The sequence below is a fragment of the Vibrio syngnathi genome (genome assembly GCF_002119525.1).
Classification (GTDB): Bacteria; Pseudomonadota; Gammaproteobacteria; order Enterobacterales; family Vibrionaceae; genus Vibrio; species Vibrio syngnathi.
Window position 1 is genome coordinate 1,513,725 of record NZ_CP017917.1, and the last position, 18,752, is coordinate 1,532,476.

Genomic DNA, 18,752 nt, shown 5'->3' on the forward strand with positions numbered 1-18,752 from the left:
TACTCTCACTCTCCACGTAGTGTCTATCAAATTCGCATGATGGTTAATTACTATGCAAGTGGAAAGCAGAAGAACAGGGAACGGCAAGGAGCATGTCATTATCCCCGACAACAAACTACCTACCGAAAGTAAGGTACCTACAGAGCTCTCAAGCTGGCTGATTTTGGTTGGTTCAGACAGAGATAAGCAAGCATTTACGTGTTTGTTTAAATTCTTTGCTCCCAAAATCAAGCGTTTTGGCATCAGTAAGTTGGGCGGTGAAGCCGCTGCCAACGAGCTAGTCCAAGACACCATGACCAACGTTTGGAAGAAAGCGCATCTCTACAATGAAGAGAAAGGCGCAGCGACTACTTGGGTTTATACCGTGATGCGAAATGCGGCCTTCGACATGTTACGAAAGGTGAAAGCAAAAGCAGAACAAACCATCGCTGACGACATTTGGCCAATAGATGCAATGGTCGCGGAATCTCAAAGCGATGAATTACCGTTTGGTGATCATTTGATGAGCCGCCATGTAATGACTCAAATAGAGAAGTTGCCTTTGGCTCAGAAAACGATTGTTAAAGGTGTCTATTTCCAGGAGCTATCTCAAGAGCAACTCGCTCAACAACTTGGCGTCCCACTTGGAACCGTGAAATCACGTCTAAGACTCGCTTTAGCCAAACTTAAGGTTCACATGGGGGAACAAGATCATGATTAAACATCACCCAAATACCGCAATTTTGAAAGATTTTGTCGATGGCACACTAGCAGACTCAGTTTCTTTGATTGTCTCTAGCCATGTTGAACTGTGTGAACACTGCCAACAACAAGTAAGCATGCTGACGGCGCAAGCTGCTGACTCAGTCTTTGAAAGTGATACCTCAGGGCTTCAACTTTCTGACAGCGAAATGGATGCGTTCCTATCCGATGATGGGGAGTTTGATTTTGATGCGATTGCTCAAATCACTGCTGATTCATCTCAAGCTATCGAAGTGACACCCGAAGTTCAGCAAGTTACGGTTGCAGACACCACATTCACTATTCCTCGCGCGTTGAACTCAGTGGCGAGAAAAGACTGGATGAACTTAGGCAAAATTTCACGCGCAAGACTCGATTTTGACGACGAAGCACACCACACCAGCTTGCTGCACATCGACAAAGATGGACAAGTGCCTTGCCACACCCACAAAGGCTTTGAGATTACGCTTCTCTTGGAAGGCAGTTTCGAAGACGAAATGGGCGTCTACAACAAAGGCGACTTCATCTGGTTAGACGGAAAACATACGCATCAACCCGTAACCAAAGAAGGTTGTGTCTGTCTCACCGTTTCTAGTGATGCGCTTTACTTCACAAAAGGTGTGAGTCAGTTATTCAATCCGCTAGGTAAGTATATCTATTAACTCAGTTGCACGCTATAAATATACAGGATGGCATGAAGCTATCCTGTATAATCGTCCGTAGATCTGGCTTAAAACATCAATGGTGTTGAGATTTCAAACACACCCGGCTCTGTAAGTACGATTAGCAATGTTGAAATATAATAAATAGCTCAAAGCAAGAGCAAAGGAGTTGGCCAATGGAAAAGAAAATTAAAATAGGTATCAGCGCTTGTGTTGCAGGACACAAAGTACGCTTCGATACAGGTCACAAACGCTCTCGTTTTTGTACAGATGACCTTGCAGATTATGTTGAACTGGAACCAGTATGCCCAGAGATGGCAGTGGGTCTTCCAACACCTCGCCCAACCATTCGCCAAGTTCGGCAGCTAGACAATATCATTCACGTTTCCCGACCTGACGGTTCTGGTGACGTGACCAATGATCTGATCGAGTTTGGGCAAAACTATTCAAAGAATAACCAACACATCGCAGGGTTCATTGTGTGTCAGAAAAGCCCAACCTGTGGCATGGAGCGAGTAAAGGTTTACCACCACCACGGGCGTGGTTCTGAATCGACAGGCGTTGGCTTGTTTACTCAACAAGTTATGCAAGGCAATCCTCTACTTCCAGTAGAAGAAAATGGTCGCCTCAACGATCCAATTCTGCGTGAAAACTTTATGACTCGTGTTTTCACTTACCAAAAATGGCTCGATCTTGTTGATGAAGGTGTCACCAAACACAAACTGATTCAATTCCACAGCGCTCACAAATACCTAGTGATGTGCCACCACATAGAAGGCTACAAGAGCTTAGGTAAACTTTTAGCGAGTAACGATTTAGAGATCGATGAGCTGGCAGAAAAGTACATAGAAGGTCTGATGACGGCGCTAATGCATCATGCAAATCGCGGCAGTCATGCTAATACTCTGCATCATTTGCAAGGTTACTTTAAGAAACAACTGAGCAGCGCTCACAAACAAGAGCTCACGAATCAGATTTCATCATTCAGAGAAGGGCTAGTTCCGCTGTTAGTGCCACTGACGCTGATTAACCACTATCTGATGGAATACCCAAACGAGTACCTAGAATCACAAGTTTATCTAAACCCGCACCCACAAGAACTTAAGCTGAGATACGGATATTGAGCGACATTCTATGGATAAGACGAGACCTGAGGATTCACGATAACCCAGCGCTCGTCTCTGCAGTTGAAAACGGCGTCTCTATCGCCGTTTTTATTTCAACCCCGCAGCAATGGCAACAACATCACCTGGCACCGATAAAAGCGGACTTCATTTATCGCCACCTGAAACAGTTCGAGTCACAACTCGCTGAATTCGGTATCACTCTGCTGCACCTCAAAGCCACAGACTTTAACGATCAAGCTATTCAACTCATCAACTTGTGCAAACAGGTCGATGCGACATGTGTGTATGCCAATTCAGAGCCGGAAGTGGATGAGCAGTTAAGAGACAAACGCTTAATCGCTACTGGTATAAAGCTGAAAATAACCGACTGCGATACGATTCTGCCATTAGGTAGCGTACTGAATAAACAAGGTGAGATGTTCAAGGTTTTCACACCTTTCAAAAACGCATGGTTAAAAGAAGTGCAAGCGAAAGGCATTATTTGCAGCCCAACTCCAGTGCATTCAACAGGATCAGCGCAAGCAGGTTCATCTGAAACGGATTCGCTTCAGAATCCATCACAACTGAAACAATCGTTAAGTGGTTTTTCTGGCGAGTACGATTTCGACTTTCCGCGTACCGATTCAGAGCGTTGGCCACTAAGCCAAGACGTCCTTGAGAGCGTGATCCCCAATTTCTTAGCCAATAAAGTTAATGACTATTCTCGCCTTAGGGATATTCCATCAGTAAAGGGGACATCAGGCCTATCTCCTTACCTGGCTATTGGTGCAGTCAGCCCTCGTTGGTTAGCGATTCAATTGATTCAACAACAGCCGGACTTGTTATTTGATACTCAGTTGCCAGCCTTTTCTTGGCTTAATGAATTGATTTGGCGAGATTTTTATAAGCATTTGATGTTCCATCATCCTATACTGGTTAAAGGTGCGAACTTTCAGCAGAAATACAACGGCTTAGATTGGTATCACGACAACCCTAGCTTCAAGGCGTGGTGCGAAGGAAGAACCGGATATCCATTGGTTGATGCAGCAATGCGTCAATTAGTTGAGACAGGCTGGATGCACAACAGGCTAAGAATGGTGGTGGCAAGCTTCCTAACCAAGCACCTGCTGATCGATTGGCGCTGGGGAGAGCGGTTTTTTATGTCGCACCTCATCGATGGCGATTTTAGTGCCAACAACGGTGGCTGGCAGTGGGCTTCGAGCACTGGTTGTGATGCTCAACCCTACTTTCGAATTTTCAATCCGATCACACAGAGTGAAAAGTTTGATCCAAAAGGAATTTTTATTCGTAAGTACATACCAGAGCTGCAAAATATTCCTGACAAGCATGTGCATTTTCCACATGATTACATTGCAAAAAACGGAATTAACAGCAAATACTGGCAACCCATCGTTGAACACAAAGAAGCACGATTGAGAGCCTTAGCCTTTTTCAAATAATTAGAGTAAATATTATGGATAACTCTCTATGGCTTGATAACTTTCTCAACATGTATCGAGAACTCGGAACCGACAATTTCGACGTGCTAAAGACGGTTTATCACCCTGATATCGAATTCCAAGACCCACTGCATCATGTCAGTGGGATTGTCGCGTTAACTCATTACTTCGAGAACCTCTACGCACAAGTGACTAGCTGTTACTTTCATATAGAACACACTTTCGAAGCGAACGACGAAGCTTCTGTTTACTGGACGATGCAGTTTGCTCACAAACAACTCAATGGGCAAAAGCCGATTGAAGTTCAAGGGCATAGCCATATCAAAATGTTGGACAATCAAGTGGTTTATCATCGCGATTATCTGGATGTGGGTTCTATGCTGTACGAGCACATCCCAGTATTAGGTTGCGCGATCAAATCCATAAAAAAAAGAGCGAGCCGATAATGCGTATTATGATCACAGGCGCGACCTCAGGCATCGGCCAATCACTCGCTATCGATTACGCTCAACAAGGGCATCAGGTGATTGCTTGCGGCCGTAATCAAGACAAACTGCAAGCCTTAGTTGATTCTCACGAGACAGACTTATCGCACTCGTCAATTGACCCACTCTGTTTTGATTTGACCGATTACCACAATTTCCCAGCACTCGACCAAGATAAGCCGCTCGACCTACTGATCTTGAACGCGGGTGATTGTGAGTACATCGATGATCCTGTCAATTTCGACGCAGAGTTATTCGAGCGCGTCATCAACATCAACCTAATTTCAATTGGCTACGCCCTTAAAGCTTGGCTAAAAAGCATCAAGCCCGGCGGCCGCTTGGTTTTGGTGAGTTCAAGCGCGAGCTTTCTACCACTGCCAAGAGCCGAAGCTTACGGCGCTTCAAAGGCCGCTCTCACCTACTTAGGTAGAACGCTCTCAGTTGATCTCGCCGAGTACAATATTCATGTCTCAATTGTGCACCCAGGCTTTGTTGAAACACCATTAACCGAGCGAAACTCCTTCGCTATGCCTATGATTATTAGTAGCGAGGCAGCCACTCAACGAATCGTAAATGGTATTGCTCAAGGAAAGAGCGAGATCGATTTCCCAAGACGATTCATATTAATAATGAAATTACTAAGAATGCTACCGACTCCAGTTTGGAAAAAACTCGCTTCAAGGATGGTATAACAATGAAAAAAATCGCCATTATAGGTTCAGGTATCTCTGGACTGACTTGCGCACATGTATTAGATAAGCACCACGACGTTACGGTATTCGAGAAAAATGACTACGTCGGCGGGCACACTGCTACGGTTGATATTGAACACCGAGGCAAGGCGTTTTCAATTGATACTGGCTTCATCGTATTCAACGACAGAACCTACCCAAACTTCAACCAACTGCTTGAGCAACTCGGTGTCGAAAGGCAACCGACCGAAATGAGCTTCAGCGTACACAACACCACAACTAAATTCGAATACAACGGCCATAGCATCAATTCGTTATTCGCTCAGAGGAGGAATATTTTCAAACCTCAGTTCTGGTCATTAGTGTCTGACATCCTCAAGTTCAACAAACTGTGTAAGGCTCAGTTTGAAAGCAATGAATTCACACCAGACGTTACCCTTGGCAGTTTCCTACGCGATAATCAATTTTCCGATTTTTTCAGCCAGCACTATATCCTTCCGATGGGCGCAGCAATTTGGTCGACAAGCTTAGAGGAAATGGAAGAATTTGAGCTTAAATTCTTCATTCAATTCTTCTACAACCACGGGCTACTCGACATCGCGAACCGTCCACAATGGTATGTAATTCCTAAAGGGTCGCGCTCTTACGTTGAAATCATCCTTTCACGCTTGAACAAATCCGTCGCTTTGAACACATCGATCAAACAAGTCACTCGCAATGAAGCGGGCGTCACGATTGAATTTGAAGATGGCGCTACACAAGACTTCGACGAAGTGATATTTGCTTGTCACTCAGACCAAGCGTTACGTCTGCTTGGCGATGCGACAGAGCAAGAGCAACAGGTACTGGGCGAGATCCCATACAGTCGTAATGAAGTGGTTCTGCACACTGATACCCGATTGTTACCAGACAGAAAGCTGGCATGGGCAAGTTGGAACTACATGTTGGATGGCGACAGTAAACGACCTGCCTGTGTGACTTACAACATGAACATTCTGCAAGGCATCGAAAGCCAAGACACCTTCTGTGTCACCTTGAATCAGAGCGAAGCCATCGACCCAGAAAAAATCATTCGCAGCTTTGTTTATCATCACCCGGTACTTAACTCGAACACGGTAGAAGCTCAGCACAAGCGCGAACAGATCTGTGGCAAAAAACAGACGCACTTCGCCGGCGCATACTGGTACAACGGCTTCCATGAAGACGGTGTCCACAGTGCACTCGATGTGACCAAACGCTTCGGTTTAGATTTGAGTAAGAATTCAGCGCTATGAACAGTCAAACCCTAACATCCGAAATGGAGATCGCATCCGAAAAGAGTGAAGAGCTCAGCGGGATCTATTGGGGCAACGTCAGACACCGCCGCTTTGGCGACATCACTCATGAGTTCAGCTATCAGCTGTATATGATGGGGTTAGATCTCGATGAACTGCACCAAACCACAGCTCGTAGTGTGCTGTTCGGAACTCGATGGTACAACCCGATTCGCTTCGTCGAATCGGATTATCTCGCTGAAAAAAAAGAAAATGCCACCACGGATGAACCAAAATCACTTAAACAACGTATAGCTTCCAAAGTGCAAAAACTTGGTGGGGTTTGGTCTGATTCAAACCGTGTGACGATGCTGGCTCAGTGCCGCTGTTTAGGTATCTATTTCAGCCCAATCAACTGTTTCTTCTGTTACGACGAAACAGGAGATTGTAAGTACATGTTGGCTGAAGTGAGTAACACGCCTTGGCGAGAAAGACACTACTATCTCATCGACATGCACCAAGAATTAAAGGTTAAGAAAGAGTTTCACGTTTCGCCGTTCATGGATTTGAATATGACTTATTTTTGGAAGATTAAGCCACCAGCGAAACGCACCTTGGTCCACATTGAAAGCCGCCGAGACGACAAGCTTTTCGATGCGACACTGGCCTTGACGAAACAGTCAGTAACCAAGACAAACATTAGACGAACGGTATTCAAGATTCCGACGATGACGATAAAAGTCGTGATGGGAATTTATTATCAGGCTCTCAAATTATTCCTGAAGAAAGTACCGTTTGTGGGGCACCCAGACTCAACATCTTAAGTGTCTTCACAGCAACTAAATAATAGAACTCGACCCAAGCTTGGGTTCGCTCCAACTAAGGGGCGCAACCCAGCTTAGTTGGCACAAAATATTAGAATGAGTTATCAGCGAGGTTTACATGGAACAGCTTGCCAAACAAAACAACAACATTGAACAACAAGCTAAAGCCGTTGCTGTTTCAAGCAACTGTAAATATCGAGCTTTAATCTTTAAGGTTCTAGAAAGCCTGCAATTCGCGACGCTTGAGATCATTGAGCGCGACCAACATTCGGTGTTCGGCGATCGAGAAGCAGACTTGAAAGGTAGAATCGTGATTCACGATGCAACATTTTTTAGAGATGTCGTGATTGACGGCAGTATTGGCGCATCTGAGGCCTACATTGATGGAAAATGGACAAGCCCAGATCTCACCAAAGTGATTCAAATCATGGCTCGAAATCAATCTCAACTCGACGAGCTTGATGACAAGACACAATGGATTTCTCGCATCAAAAACCTATTGCTGCGTCGTAAGAATGCCAACACAGAGCAAGGCTCTAAACGTAATATTCTTGCGCACTACGATATTGGCAATGAGTTGTATGAACGCTTCTTAGACAGCTCGATGCAATACTCTTCCGCTATCTACAGCGAAGAAGCAGAAACCCTATCCAAAGCTCAACAAAACAAAATGAAAACCATCTGTGAGCGATTAGAGTTGTCAGAGAACGATAACGTGGTCGAGATAGGCACAGGCTGGGGTGGCTTAGCTATATTCATGGCGCAACACTACGGATGCCATGTCACCACAACCACAATCTCAGATGCCCAACACGCGCTTGCAGAACAAAGAGTAAAAGCGCTTGGCTTAACCGACAAAATCACCCTGCTTAAAGAGGATTATCGTAACCTCACTGGTGAATATGACAAGTTGGTCTCTATCGAGATGATTGAGGCGGTCGGCCATGAATATCTACAGACCTTCTTTGAGAAATGTTCTTCACTGTTGAAACCATCAGGCAAAATGCTGATTCAAGCAATCACCATTGCCGACAGTCGTTATGACAAATACCGCAAAGGCGTCGACTTTATTCAGAAGTACATTTTCCCAGGCGGTTGCCTACCTTCGGTCTCAGTGATGACCCAACACCTTGCGACCAGTACAGACCTTGTTGTACAAGAAATTGATGACATTGGCCTGCACTACGCTCGAACGCTAAATGATTGGAACAACGCCTTTGAAAATAGTTGGGAAGAGTTAGAGTCTCTCGGCTATTCCGAAGAGTTTAAGCGCTTGTGGATCTTCTACTTCTGCTACTGTGAAGGTGCATTCAAAGAGCGCGTGATCAGTACTCATCACTTAGTTGCTAGAAAACCTCGTTACTTTGGAGCAAAAGATGAAACGGTTTTGGATTATTAATCTCGTTCTGTTTCAAGCGACCTGGGTTTGCAGCGCGTTCTTTACCGCGCAAGCCCCGTTCGTGGCGCCACTGATTGTGGCCGTTCACTTCCTTCTCTCCCCTACCCGCAGTAGCGATCTGAAAATACTCATTTTATTACCATTGGGGCTGTTGCTTGATAGCCTCTTACTTCACTTCGGCGTGTTTGCCGTCGACTCTGAAATTGCTAATCAATCGTGGTTCCCAGTGTGGCTCGTTTGCCTGTGGATCATGTTTTTAATCAGTTTTAACCACAGCCTAAATTGGCTTTTAAAATGCTCGAAAGTGATCTTGTTTGTCATAGGGTTCGTAGCAGGTACTAGTAGTTATTGGGGAGGCATCAAAGCAGGCGCCCTTCTTACTACTTGGCCAGACGCATCGGTGTTAGCTGCCCTTGCAATAAGTTGGGGGATTTTGTTGCCCTTACTGGTGGCCGCTTACTCCAACTTAATACAACCCAAAATGGCAACAACGAGGTGACTTATGGCTTTTCCACGCAACCCTACGCAAGCGTTCAAATCTGAGAGAGATGTTAGTCGCGTTCGTACTCAAACAAGCGAGCAATCAAGAAACCGACTATTTAGCTTAGTCACCCTAACCCTCATTTTCGCAGCACTCCTATTTACTGGGAATTCCAAAGCTTCTGCTGTCGATGATCTAAATAAACGCGGTCAAGGTGAAATGAGTTACCTGTTTTGGACTCTCTATTCAGCCGAATTCTACACCACACCTTCAAACTCTGAGCGAGCATTAAAGATTGAGTACTTTCGTTCGATTGATAGTAAAGATCTGGTAGACGCAACCAAAGATCAGTGGAGTAAGCTTGGTTACTCAAATAACAACATTCAACGTTGGTTGAAACCGTTGTACGCGATGTGGCCTAACGTGAAAGAAGGAAGCACACTCACGATTCGTGTCGCTGAAGATAACGTGAGTAGTTTTTATTTCGATGAGCAACCCATAGGCACCATCCAAGACAAGCAATTTGGTGAAGCCTTTCTCGCGATTTGGTTATCTGAGAACACATCTGAGCCCGGTCTACGCAAACAACTATTAGGTCTGAACAAATGAATCCAAAAACAACAATAATAAAATTTGCTTTGGCACTGTTTTCACTCACTTGGCTAGCGGGTTGTGGCTCTGCAAGTTTAGAAAACCACGTAGACACTACGCCAGAGCTTAAGCTTGAAACCTTTTTCAACGGTGAACTTAAAGCCTATGGCATGGTTCTCGACCGTTCGGGCGATTTACTGCGACGCTTTGATGTCAAGCTCGTCGCGACTTGGGACGGTGACAAAGGAGAAATCAAAGAGTGGTTCTCTTTTGCTGATGGCGAGCGTTCAACACGCGTTTGGAACCTGGTAAAAACCGGCGAAAACACCTATTCAGGCACCGCTAATGATGTAGTCGGTACCGCTTATGGTGAGACCCAAGGTTCTGCTCTGTATTGGAAATATGATCTCGAAATTGAAGTAGACGGCAGTACCTATGAAGTGGTACTTGATGACTGGATGTTCTTGATGGACGACAAACGCTTGTTCAACAAAACCGAGATGTCTAAGTTCGGTTTTAAAGTGGGCGAAGTGATCTTGTATATCGAGAAGATTTAATTTAATCGCTCTTTCTTGTTCCCATTGTCATTAACGGTAGCCGTTACCCCAAAAGACACTTTCAGCCCACCATATAATCTCAGCCCACAAACAATCTCGGCCCACAATGCAATCTCAACCCACAACAAAAAATTGTGGGTTGTTCTGTTTAATCCCTCGAATAGCATACCTGTATGCTCAAGCCTTTGTGCTAAGATGCGCCACCAGCATACAAATGGGCTAAACTCAGTTGAGCGGATGTGATACACAGTTCCACCAATTAAGAGCACTTCCCCATTGTTTCGCTAAGCGTAGATTCCCTACCATGAATAATTGAAAAGGCTTTAAAGCATGAGCAAGTTGACCTCAGCGGAGCGTAAAGCTCGCGACAATGAACGTTTCTCACAACGCGTAAACGACCGCAGAGAAAAAGGCGAAGACGTAGTTGCTTACGCATTGACCAACAAAAAAGCTGTAAAATTCCTGACTAAGTCAGAGAAAAAACGTTTCAACGAAACGAGAGCAACACTTCAAGAAGAGAAACGAGTTAAAGAACAAGAAGAACTGAACCGAATCGAAGACGCGTTCACGACCAAGCAGTTCGACGACGAATAATCACTTCCGCTCACTCAATAACTCTGGCTCTGCTTAGCAAACCTAAGTAAACGTGATTGTAAATTATTATGTCCGTGTGAGCACGAAAGTGTGCGACAATGCTCGGCGTAAATTCATATTCAAGGTTTATTATGAAACTTCTAGTTCGTAACCTATCGCGCTCTACTGCAGAGCAAGACATCCGTGTTCTATTTTCTGAGTTCGGCTCAGTAAAAGAGTGCAGCCTAGTTTTAGACCAAGAAACTGGCGAATCTAAAGGCTTTGCTTTTGTTGAAATGCCAGAGCACGAAGAAGCTAAAGCAGCACTAAACAAGCTGAACTTGTCAAAGCTTGGCAAAAACACGATTCGTGTAAAAGTAGCTAACTCTTAATAAGAACTAGCGCTATACAAGAACAGGCAATTGAACTGCCTCGTGATCTAGCTTCACAGTAAGCACAGATGATAAAGCCCGTAACGATATGACGTTTTTCAGCGTAATATCGTTACGGGCTTTTTGCTGCTCGCAATTCTCTTTTCACACGATTCGAATACGCCTACAGCCCTTCATATTCATCAATGGCACGCCTTGCTTCTGCCATTGAGCATCCAGATTCCATCACCAGCTGAGCCACCGTTATTGAGGGTGTCGCGGCCAACAGCGAAGCCAAACACACCACAGGTTTAGGCAGCACTTTGTCGATTGCGATTGCTATCCAATCGTCTTTTTCGTGAGTTAACATCGTTTTAAATTCAACGAGTTGATGCTCTTGAGCGACCAAAAGCCAATTACGCGAACGACGAACTCGTTTCAACTGACATCCACATTCTGCAGCATGCGCCATCACTTGGCTTTTATCACTCACACGATGTAAAAAACTATTCAGTGGGACGCTAAACATAACTCTCTGCTAACCAATATCTACCCATCATTTAAGTGCTCCCTAACTACCACTCAACAACTCAAAATTCTCTATCAATAACTCAATGAAATCATGCTTAGGATTACACAGACACAAAAAAACCGCCAGTGATGCACTAAGCAGCCTCGCGGTTTTTGGATGTTAACGTGTGTGGTTTACGCTTTAGTTTCTACCACAATGTCCGTTTTTACCGAGTTCGCGATAAAGCAGTTTTTGTGTGCCAAGTGATGTAACTTATCAAGCTGCGCACTGCTTGGAACCTTACTGCCTACAAATTCAATCCTAGGTCTTAGTGTCACTACAGTAACCGACGAACGGCCTGATTCATCTTCCTCAAGCACACCAATCGCATCATCGACATAAGAGTCGATCACATACTTCTGCTTTGACGCAATGCCCAAAAAAGTCAGCATATGACAGCTAGAGAGCGCAGCAATAAAGGCCTCTTCTGGGTCAACATTCGCTTCCACTGAAAATGGGAGTGGCACCACATGAGGAGAAGATGAAGCTGACACAGTAACTCCGCCATCAAATTCCCACGTATGACCGCGGCTGTATTGATTATCACTAAAGGCTTCATCTTCCGCTTTTTGCCAGCGAATGACCGCTCCATATTCAGACATAATTAATTCCTTTTATATTATGTAACGACTTAGCGGTCAGCAGGGTGATTAACGCCATCGTTGGTCACCACATCACCAATATCAAAAGGGTTTACCCCTTCCAAACAACCGATGTTAAAGCCATATTCATTCGGGCTAGAACGGCGTTGATGATGGGTATAGATACCGCAGTTCGAGCAGAAGTAATGCTTCGCGGTGTTGGTATTAAACTGATAAAGCTTAAGATGCTCAGCACCTTTCAGGATCTTAATCCCATCTAACGCCACAGAGCCAACTATCGCGCCTCTACGACGACAGATAGAGCAATCGCAGCGACGTGGCTTTTCTATCCCGTTAGGTAGGCTGAGCTCTAATTCCACCGCACCGCAGTGACAGCTTGCCTTGTGAAAAGGTTGGATAATCGTATTGCCAACTACTTTCATTTTTCTCTCCAGTCACGTCCTTGTATTCGAACTATTTTAACGAGAACCATTTACGTTGTCCGCAATGAAGCTTTAGATTTTGCACTTTCAGAACAATCAACTGATCGAAAAAATCCATCAACAATTCTCAGTATTTCAACGACATCGCCCTACATTAATAATCGTTAATCTAAGCACAATCCGCCCTTAATCCTTGTGCAAGTAAGCTTCCAGTATTAATCGAAATATAGAGAGAATGAACAGTGAATATACTCGGATACTTACAAAAAATAGGTAAAGCACTGATGGTGCCGATCGCGGTGCTGCCAGCCGGTGGTTTAATGTTGGGATTAGGTTATGCCATTGACCCAACAGGCTGGGGAGCCAACAGCCCGTTGGCAACCATTTTGGTTTATGGCGGTAAAGGCATCATGGATAACCAAGCGTGGTTATTTGCCGTTGGTGTCGCTTATGGTTTAGCAAAAGATAACAACGGTGCCGCAGCACTCTCCGGCTTATTAGGTCTGTTGATCATTGAGATGATTGTCGGTGATGTGAATGTTATTTCACAAATTACAGGCGTGCCTGTTGCTGACATGGGTGCACCTGAGCTTATCGCATCGAAAGCAGCTGTCAGTGCCTTTACTGGTATCGTGATGGGTATAGTTGCAGCCTCACTTTATAACCGCTTCCACACCATTAAGCTGCCCGCCGTTCTTGGTTTCTTTGGTGGTAAACGATTCGTTCCGATAGTGACGTCAATCGCCGCTATCGGTATCAGTTTGGTCATGGTTTATGTGTGGCCTGTTGTTTATGGTGCACTTGTTAACTTTGGTATCGCAATTTCTGAAATGGGTGCGGTGGGAGCTGGGCTTTATGGCTTCTTTAACCGACTTCTAATTCCTGTCGGTTTGCACCATGCTTTAAACCAAGTATTCATCTTTGATTTAGTCGGTATTAACGATATTTCGAAGTTCTGGTCAGGTACGGGTGAGCTCGGCGTGACGGGTATCTATCAAGGTGGTTTCTTCCCCGTAATGGGCTATGGATTACCTGCCGCTTGTTTAGCGATGTACCACTGTGCAAAACCAGAAAACAAAAAGAAAGTTGGCGGTATTCTAGGTGCTTCAGCACTAACCGCTATCTTAACGGGCGTAACAGAACCTATTGAGTTCGCCTTCATGTTTGTGGCACCGGTGCTTTACGTTATTCATGCGTTCTTGGCCGCTATCTCACTTTACCTTGCAGCAAGCATGCAGTGGATCGCAGGCTTCACCTTCAGTGGTGGTTTGATTGATTTCGTGTTGTCTTACAACCTACCACTCGCCGTTAAACCATACATGCTTGTACTCCAAGGCTTATGTTTTGCTGCGATTTACTACTCAATTTTCCGATTCGCTATCCTAAAATTCGATTTAAAAACACCAGGCCGCGAAGATGCTGAAATCGCAGAAGTAAACCAAGCGTCATCGAATGAAAAAGCCGCTCAATACTTAAAAGCGCTTGGTGGTCATGCCAACCTAACCAGTATCGATTCATGCATCACACGATTACGCCTAACACTTGAAGACATCAGCCTTGTTGAAGAAGCGACACTGAAAGCGATTGGCGCAATGGGCGTTGTTAAGATTGGTTCAAACAACCTACAAGTCATCATCGGGACAGAAGCAGAAGAAATTGCGCACGCAATGAAGCAGATTCCTGAAAGCCAAGATCTAACATCGGTCCCACTTCCGGGTTAAATCCTGCATAGCTAAAACACAGCACACGTTACTGTGCACATTAATACACTCAGGCCAAAGCGATTCGCTTTGGCCTTTTTTGTACTCGCAGCACAAAGAGAACGACCAACAACTTTTAAGACTTCCAAAGGCCATTTCAGTGTGATAACGAGCCTTATGTAGGCGGTAATGTGTGCTTGCACGGTTACTCACTTAAAATTTAGGATGACTATAGATTATGTGCATAGCATTCAGTTGGTTATAAACAATAATCTTGATATGTTAGACGGATAGATTCGTGCTTGCGCGATATTAAAAAGTTATGTGTTACTCAGAGTGTAAGGATATATCGATGAATTCATTTCCAAGAATGAGACAACCAGAAGGAAGTTTAGTGTGTGGTCCATATTGTCTTGTTGCATGTTTGCAGGCATTGGAACTGTTACCTTTAGAGTCACCAATTGAGCTCAATAAATACAATAAGCTGGGTAAAAAGTTTAATGGTGATGTTGTTACTTTAAGTCACAAGCATAACTTATTAGAGCTCGCTTCTGAACTTTATAAAATTACTGGAATTATCACTCCTGGGCAAAATCCAGATTATATTGAACACTCTGGGTATAACTCCTTAGGTGCAATGCTTTACGTGCTTGGGAAGTTGGGTTTGAATAGTGAAGTTGTTATAAAAAACAATAGAGCCTTGATGGAATTAAATTGTGCATTTCCAATTGAATTTGAGTTAATTAACGCACTAAATATTCCAATTTGTATTCTTAACGAACAAGAATCTACTCCTAGTGGAACAATGTTAATGTCTGTAATATCAGCCAATGATTCACTTCACTACGTTATAAATAACAGTCTTGGTGAGTGGCTTGATACAGATATAGAAAATGGTAATACTAATTGGGACTTCATTGAAAATTGGAATTCTACTAATAACAAACGTGATGATGCTACTTGGGTTGGAGTGTCCATCAGAGTTTCGCAATAAACACATAACGAATAAGGATGAAGGTGTTAGGCAACCAACAAAGTCCACTAAAATTAACGCTCAAAATAGAGGCGCGCTCTTAACCCTGGGGTGTTGTCTCTTAAGATAAGGTGAGCATGGTGACGCTTTACTACGGCATCAACCAGAGACAATCCAAGTCCATTGCCAAGCTCAGTGCGGCTTTTGTCAGCACGGAACATAGGGCGACAAACATTCATCTTATCGCTGTCTGAAATTCCAATGCCATTGTCTGCCACCGTGACACCAAAATAATCAACCACCACTTCAATTTCTCCCTTTTCAGGCGTGTACTTCACTGCATTTTCAACCAAGTTGAAAACAGCCCTGAACAGTAGACTTTTATCGCCTAATACTTCGCACTCTTGGTCTAGACGACAAACCAATTTTTGCTGTTTCATCTCAGCGATGGGGCTAATAAATTCGATGGCATCTTGGGCTATTTTCCCAAGGCCCACGCGCTCTGTGGCAATCGGCGTTTGGCCGCTATTTAACTTGGTGATCTCTAACATGCTGTTGAACAGAGATAAGATAAGCTCAAGCTCGTCGTGACAAGCAGAAAACTGGTCTTGATGTGCTTCGGTGAGCGTTGGGTCTGAAAGCACCTCTTCCAATCGCAATTTCAGTCGAGCCATAGGAGTGCGCATGTCATGTGCCATGCCGACCGTTAATGATTTTAAAGACTCTTCATTTTTGGCCATCTGCTCAATCATGAAATTGAGATGGATCGCCAGAATATCGAATTCATCATCTTGCTTAGATACTGGGATTTTTACGCGTTGTTCGCCACACAACACTCGATTCATCGCTTGGTTGACTATTTCCAAGCGCTTTAAGATAAGTACAGTGAAAAACAGAGCCGCAATCAACATCACAGCGATCGGTAATACGATTCCAGAGAAGACAATGGGAATCAGGGTGTTGCGGTATTCTTCTACCGCCCTTTGATCAATACCGATAACAAGACGATGCGTGTTTCCGACTGGAATGTCAGCCGTCTCTGATACGACAGAACTCACAGGGTAAATAGGAAGAGTGGCAGGGGTATTTGAGCGCTCTACCAAATGATAGTAAAAGTTGGTGTCAGAGGTCTGTTTAGCGGCTAGTAGCTTCTCAACATCGGCTTTGCTCTGTTTTGCGACATAGCTAAATTCAGAAGATTCATCTTGCAGTTGCTTGACCAATTGTTCTCGATGAAAAGCCTCGGAGTCTTTGTATACCTGCCTAATCACGATGACATTAATCACCGTCACCAACACAAACAACCCAACTAAGGTTTTAAATACCGAGGAACGAGTGAGGGAGTAATCATCGACGAAGGACATAACCTGCCCCTCTCACCGTATGAAGTAGATCCGGGCATCCAGCTTCCTCAAGCTTCCTTCTCAGGTTCGCAACATGAACATCGATGACATTGGTTTTCGGATCGAAGTGGTAACTCCAAATCGCCTCAAACAAGCGCATTCTTGATACCACTTGCTCGCTGTGCTCCACGAAATACTGAATCAATTGAAACTCTTTAGGCTGAAGTTGAAGCTCTTGATTCATGCACATCACACGGTGTGCTCGTAAATCTATTTTTAGGCAATCGTACGCGAGGCCGTTATCGCTAGAGCTTTGACGTTTAGTTCGATTGATAATGATATCAACCCTTGCGATAAGCTCGGCGAGCGCAAAAGGCTTTATCAGATAATCATCACTTCCCGCTTGTAGGCCATTCACGCGATCTTCCACACTGTCCATGGCACTTAAAATCAAAACCGGTAAGTTTTCTTCTGTGGCTTTAATGGCAGAAAGCACCTTCATGCCATCCAAGTAAGGCAGCATGCGATCAAGAACAACCAGTTGATATTCCGAGCTCAGCGCCATCATCAAGCCTTTCTTGCCATCTTCCGCTTGGTCGACCGCATAGCCATGCTCTTCAAGGCCTTTGGCAATAAATTCTCTGGTGGTGGTGTCATCTTCGATGATTAGTATTTTCACTGGTAGCCCTCTTTATCGAAGATAAATTCTATCGCAAACAAAATATTTATCGTCAGAAAAAAGAAAGGCTCGCGTGACTAATGCGAGCCAGATGCAGTTTAGGGGGTAAACGGCAATTCGGTAACTTGATAAATTGATAAATTGGTAAATTGGTAAATTGGTAACAAAGCTTTATTTCATCAATAAAGCTTCAATGACAATATAAATCCATCGGCATTGAGGTTTGATTTCCAATAGATTAACAATAATTAATCTCTGCCAGGTTTCTCGATCAAGCCACTAAACCTTTCGAACAGAAAGTCCAAAAACAATCGGATACGTTTTGGCTGATACTTCTTGCTGATGTACACCACATTCAAATCGGCACTGGACACCGACATCGCGGTATTGAAGTTCTTCATGTAGCCGTTAAGTAACGTCACGAGGCGCTGGTTATTGATATCGTCTTGCACATCCAACACTGATTTAAGCGCAATACCCTCGCCTTTTAATGCCCAGTATCGAATCACTTCGCCATCATCCGAGAACCGCTTAGGAACGACCGTGACAGCTTTCTTCATATCATGATCTTGGAAGTGCCAAGTTTTGAGTTCTTCATTGCTGCGGAGCATGGCCAAACAGTCATGTTCTGCTAAGTCTTGTGGCTTTAAAGGCGTTCCATGCTTGGCAAGGTATTCCGGTGAGGCACACAACACTCGTCGGCTTGGCGATAAGCGTCTGGAGATAAGGCTGCTGTCCACTAAGTCTCCATAGCGGATCACAATGTCCAAACCCGATTCGGCAATGTTCGATAAGTGATCGTCCAAATATAAGTAAGGGATAACATCTGGGTATTGCTGACAGAATTCAGACAAGATCGGAAGAATGTACTGCTTACCAATATCCTTCGGCGCCGCTATTTTTAGAGGGCCTTTGACCTCTTTGACACCGTTTTGAATCAGGTTTTCAGCTTCACTGACGTTATCTAATATCTCCAGACACGCTTTGTGGTACAGCTCCCCCGAATCGGTCAAAGACACATGACGCGTGCTTCTATTCAACAACTTCACACCATATCGCTCTTCCAGCGCCTGAAGCCTTGCTGTCATGGTTGCAGGGGAGAGACCCAGTTCGCGCCCTGCAGCGGCTAAACCTTGATGCTTCACGATGCTTACGAACATCGCCATGTCTGAAAACTTATCCATACTCTTCGCGCTTCCGCCCCTTCGTCTTAGTGCTCGATCTTAATGCCTAGCCACATTATTCAGATTAACCGAATAATGAATTCATATTTTAACCAATTATCAAA

General features: G+C 44.4%; 22 protein-coding genes. 16 read left to right on the plus strand and 6 right to left on the minus strand.

What is annotated here, in order from left to right; translation table 11 throughout:
- The first annotated feature begins 52 nt into the window (after positions 1-52).
- The 14 genes from K08M4_RS21550 to K08M4_RS21615 all read left to right on the plus strand — a co-directional run bounded on the left by K08M4_RS21550 (position 53) and on the right by K08M4_RS21615 (position 11,195).
- Positions 53-700, plus strand: a complete 648-nt coding sequence (locus K08M4_RS21550) for a sigma-70 family RNA polymerase sigma factor (RefSeq protein ID WP_086051424.1) — start codon at positions 53-55, stop codon at positions 698-700.
- Positions 693-1,382, plus strand: a complete 690-nt coding sequence (locus tag K08M4_RS21555) for a ChrR family anti-sigma-E factor (RefSeq protein WP_086051425.1) — start codon at positions 693-695, stop codon at positions 1,380-1,382. The genes K08M4_RS21550 and K08M4_RS21555 overlap by 8 nt, the downstream gene beginning before the upstream one ends.
- Positions 1,383-1,558: 176 nt before the next feature.
- Complete coding sequence (locus K08M4_RS21560; protein WP_086051426.1) at positions 1,559-2,506, plus strand: YbgA family protein; 948 nt, start codon at positions 1,559-1,561, stop codon at positions 2,504-2,506.
- Positions 2,503-3,948: a deoxyribodipyrimidine photo-lyase gene (phrB, locus tag K08M4_RS21565; RefSeq protein ID WP_086051427.1), complete on the plus strand. Its 1,446-nt coding sequence runs from the start codon at positions 2,503-2,505 to the stop codon at positions 3,946-3,948. The genes K08M4_RS21560 and phrB overlap by 4 nt, the downstream gene beginning before the upstream one ends.
- A 14-nt stretch (positions 3,949-3,962) precedes the next feature.
- A complete protein-coding gene (locus K08M4_RS21570; protein ID WP_086051428.1) occupies positions 3,963-4,394 on the plus strand; it encodes a nuclear transport factor 2 family protein in 432 nt (143 codons plus the stop codon).
- Positions 4,394-5,125, plus strand: coding sequence for an SDR family NAD(P)-dependent oxidoreductase (locus K08M4_RS21575; RefSeq protein ID WP_086051429.1), 732 nt, complete (start codon positions 4,394-4,396; stop codon positions 5,123-5,125). The genes K08M4_RS21570 and K08M4_RS21575 overlap by 1 nt, the downstream gene beginning before the upstream one ends.
- A 2-nt stretch (positions 5,126-5,127) precedes the next feature.
- Positions 5,128-6,399, plus strand: a complete 1,272-nt coding sequence (locus K08M4_RS21580; protein WP_086051430.1) for an NAD(P)/FAD-dependent oxidoreductase — start codon at positions 5,128-5,130, stop codon at positions 6,397-6,399.
- On the plus strand, positions 6,396-7,202 hold the full coding sequence (locus K08M4_RS21585) for a DUF1365 domain-containing protein (protein WP_086051431.1): 807 nt from the start codon (positions 6,396-6,398) through the stop codon (positions 7,200-7,202). The genes K08M4_RS21580 and K08M4_RS21585 overlap by 4 nt, the downstream gene beginning before the upstream one ends.
- Positions 7,203-7,320: 118 nt before the next feature.
- Positions 7,321-8,601 (plus strand): SAM-dependent methyltransferase, encoded by a 1,281-nt coding sequence (locus tag K08M4_RS21590; RefSeq protein ID WP_086051432.1) that lies wholly within the window; start codon positions 7,321-7,323, stop codon positions 8,599-8,601.
- Positions 8,579-9,100 (plus strand): DUF2878 domain-containing protein, encoded by a 522-nt coding sequence (locus K08M4_RS21595; RefSeq protein WP_017098843.1) that lies wholly within the window; start codon positions 8,579-8,581, stop codon positions 9,098-9,100. Before K08M4_RS21590 ends, K08M4_RS21595 begins: the two co-directional genes overlap by 23 nt.
- A gap of 3 nt (positions 9,101-9,103) precedes the next feature.
- Positions 9,104-9,691 (plus strand): chalcone isomerase family protein, encoded by a 588-nt coding sequence (locus K08M4_RS21600; protein ID WP_086051433.1) that lies wholly within the window; start codon positions 9,104-9,106, stop codon positions 9,689-9,691.
- On the plus strand, positions 9,688-10,230 hold the full coding sequence (locus K08M4_RS21605; protein WP_086051434.1) for a DUF3833 domain-containing protein: 543 nt from the start codon (positions 9,688-9,690) through the stop codon (positions 10,228-10,230). The genes K08M4_RS21600 and K08M4_RS21605 overlap by 4 nt, the downstream gene beginning before the upstream one ends.
- Positions 10,231-10,560: 330 nt before the next feature.
- Complete coding sequence (locus K08M4_RS21610; protein ID WP_086051435.1) at positions 10,561-10,824, plus strand: DNA polymerase III subunit epsilon; 264 nt, start codon at positions 10,561-10,563, stop codon at positions 10,822-10,824.
- Between the two features lie 131 nt (positions 10,825-10,955).
- The gene (locus K08M4_RS21615) at positions 10,956-11,195 is read left to right on the plus strand and encodes an RNA recognition motif domain-containing protein (RefSeq protein WP_004732698.1); all 240 of its coding nucleotides are present in this window, start codon (positions 10,956-10,958) and stop codon (positions 11,193-11,195) included.
- A gap of 163 nt (positions 11,196-11,358) precedes the next feature.
- Here the strand turns inward: K08M4_RS21615 and K08M4_RS21620 are convergent, their stop codons facing one another.
- The 3 genes from K08M4_RS21620 to K08M4_RS21630 form a co-directional block, all read right to left on the minus strand.
- Positions 11,359-11,703, minus strand: coding sequence for a ribosome recycling factor family protein (locus tag K08M4_RS21620; protein WP_086051436.1), 345 nt, complete (start codon positions 11,701-11,703; stop codon positions 11,359-11,361).
- A gap of 176 nt (positions 11,704-11,879) precedes the next feature.
- Positions 11,880-12,347 carry an OsmC family protein gene (locus K08M4_RS21625; protein ID WP_086051437.1) on the minus strand — a complete coding sequence of 156 codons (468 nt, stop codon included), beginning with the start codon at positions 12,345-12,347 and terminating at the stop codon, positions 11,880-11,882.
- A 29-nt stretch (positions 12,348-12,376) separates the two neighbouring features.
- A complete protein-coding gene (locus K08M4_RS21630; RefSeq protein WP_086051438.1) occupies positions 12,377-12,769 on the minus strand; it encodes a GFA family protein in 393 nt (130 codons plus the stop codon).
- A gap of 242 nt (positions 12,770-13,011) precedes the next feature.
- Here K08M4_RS21630 and nagE point away from each other — a divergent pair, with 242 nt between their 5' ends.
- Both nagE and K08M4_RS21640 read left to right on the plus strand, forming a co-directional pair.
- On the plus strand, positions 13,012-14,490 hold the full coding sequence (nagE, locus tag K08M4_RS21635) for an N-acetylglucosamine-specific PTS transporter subunit IIBC (protein ID WP_086051439.1): 1,479 nt from the start codon (positions 13,012-13,014) through the stop codon (positions 14,488-14,490).
- A 331-nt stretch (positions 14,491-14,821) separates the two neighbouring features.
- Positions 14,822-15,463, plus strand: a complete 642-nt coding sequence (locus tag K08M4_RS21640; RefSeq protein WP_086051440.1) for a T3SS effector IpaJ family cysteine protease — start codon at positions 14,822-14,824, stop codon at positions 15,461-15,463.
- A gap of 53 nt (positions 15,464-15,516) precedes the next feature.
- Here the strand turns inward: K08M4_RS21640 and K08M4_RS21645 are convergent, their stop codons facing one another.
- The 3 genes from K08M4_RS21645 to K08M4_RS21655 form a co-directional block, all read right to left on the minus strand.
- Complete coding sequence (locus K08M4_RS21645) at positions 15,517-16,806, minus strand: sensor histidine kinase (RefSeq protein WP_086051441.1); 1,290 nt, start codon at positions 16,804-16,806, stop codon at positions 15,517-15,519.
- Positions 16,790-17,464 (minus strand): response regulator transcription factor, encoded by a 675-nt coding sequence (locus tag K08M4_RS21650; RefSeq protein WP_076674670.1) that lies wholly within the window; start codon positions 17,462-17,464, stop codon positions 16,790-16,792. Before K08M4_RS21650 ends, K08M4_RS21645 begins: the two co-directional genes overlap by 17 nt.
- 248 nt (positions 17,465-17,712) lie before the next feature.
- Positions 17,713-18,648, minus strand: a complete 936-nt coding sequence (locus tag K08M4_RS21655) for a LysR family transcriptional regulator (RefSeq protein ID WP_086051442.1) — start codon at positions 18,646-18,648, stop codon at positions 17,713-17,715.
- Between the last annotated feature and the right edge of the window lie 104 nt (positions 18,649-18,752).